Here is a 1,623-nt window from a genome sequence, read left to right on the forward strand (position 1 = left end):
GGCCGTGGGGTGGGAGACGGCTTCTCGGGCGTGCCCCGCTCGGGGGCGGTGCGGGGAGCGTCGCCTGCGCACTGCGCCGGCTCGAGCATCATCGTCGTATCGTGCGGCGCCCGCGGGTCGCCGGGAATGGGGTGCGCCCCACCCCGGGTAGGGTTCTCCCCCGCTCTGCGGTGCCGGCACCACGCGCCAGTTGCGGCAAACGGGTAACACCCCGCGAGCGAATGCCGACCCAGTCCTCGTCCGATCGTGAGTCGCCGTACCACACAGGCCCTGCCGCGGGTACGGTTCCGACTCCCAGGAGGCGACGTGGGTTACAACCTCGGAGTGGACCTCGGCACGACGTTCGTCGCTGCCGCGATCGCCAACGAGTCCCGAGTCGAGATGTTCACGCTGGGGGACCGCACCGTGGTCACCCCGGCGGTGGTGTACCTGCGTGAGGACGGCACCCTCGTCTCCGGCGACGCCGCGGGCCGCCGCGCCGTCAGCAGCCCCGACCGGATCGGCCGCGAGTTCAAGCGCCGCCTCGGCGACCCCACCCCCGTGGTCCTCGGCGGCACCCCGTACCCGGTCACCACCCTGCTCGGGACCCTGCTGCACGACGTCGTCACCCGGGTCACCGAGACCGAGGGCACCAAGCCCGACAGCGTCGTGCTCACCCACCCGGCGAACTGGGGCCCGTTCCGCCGGGAGCTGTTCGACGAGGTGCCGCAGGTCGCGGGGCTGACCGCACCGCGCACGGTCACCGAGCCCGAGGCCGCCGCCGCGCACTACGCGGCCTCGCGGCACCTCACCGACGGCGAGATCATCGCGGTGTACGACCTGGGCGGCGGCACGTTCGACGCCACGGTGCTGCGCAAACATCCCAGCGGCATCGAGATCCTGGGCATCCCGGAGGGCATCGAGCGCCTCGGGGGCGTCGACTTCGACGAGGCGATCCTGTCCTACGTCAACTACGCCTCCAACGGCGCGCTGTCCGAGCTCGACATGAGCGACTCCCAGACCGCCATCGCGCTCGCCCGGCTCCGTCAGGACTGCGTGCTGGCCAAGGAGGCCCTCTCGGTCGACACCGAGACGACCATCCCGGTCTTCCTGCCCCACCGCCACTTCGACGTCCGCCTCAGCCGCGACGACTTCGAGGACATGATCCGCGCTCCGATCGAGTCGACCATCGGCACGCTGATCCGCACGCTGCGCTCGGCCCAGATCGACCAGAACGGGCTGTCGGCGGTACTGCTCGTCGGCGGCTCCTCCCGGATCCCGCTGGTCTCGCGGATGATCTCCGAGGAGCTGGGCCGCCCCACCGTGGTCGACGCCCACCCGAAGTACGCCGTGGCGCTCGGTGCCGCCACCCTCGCCAGAGCGGGCGCGGTCACCGCCGCGGGCGGCGCGCCGCCCGCCGGACCGGCCACCATTCCCGGCCCCCGAGGCGGACGCGGCGGCGAGCCCGCCGGGGGTGGATCCGTCGCCGTCCACGCCGGGCCGACGGGCGCCCGCAGCTCCACCGGCCCACCACCGCCGGTCGGCGTGCCGGCGCAGCGCAGCGCACCGCCGCCTCTCGTCCCGGAACAGCCGCCGCAGCCCGTGGCCCACGGGGGACCGGGCGGTCCCGCCGGTCCGCCGGCC

At 74.1% G+C, this 1,623-nt stretch carries 1 protein-coding gene; it reads left to right on the top strand.

Features of this window, described 5'->3' with window-relative positions; all coding sequences use genetic code 11:
- Positions 1-306: 306 nt before the first annotated feature.
- Positions 307-1,623 (top strand): Hsp70 family protein (locus tag HF577_RS37150; protein ID WP_169400677.1); only part of this gene is annotated, 1,317 nt, incomplete at its 3' end.

This window comes from Pseudonocardia xinjiangensis (assembly GCF_012911925.1).
Classification (GTDB): Bacteria; Actinomycetota; Actinomycetes; order Mycobacteriales; family Pseudonocardiaceae; genus Pseudonocardia; species Pseudonocardia xinjiangensis.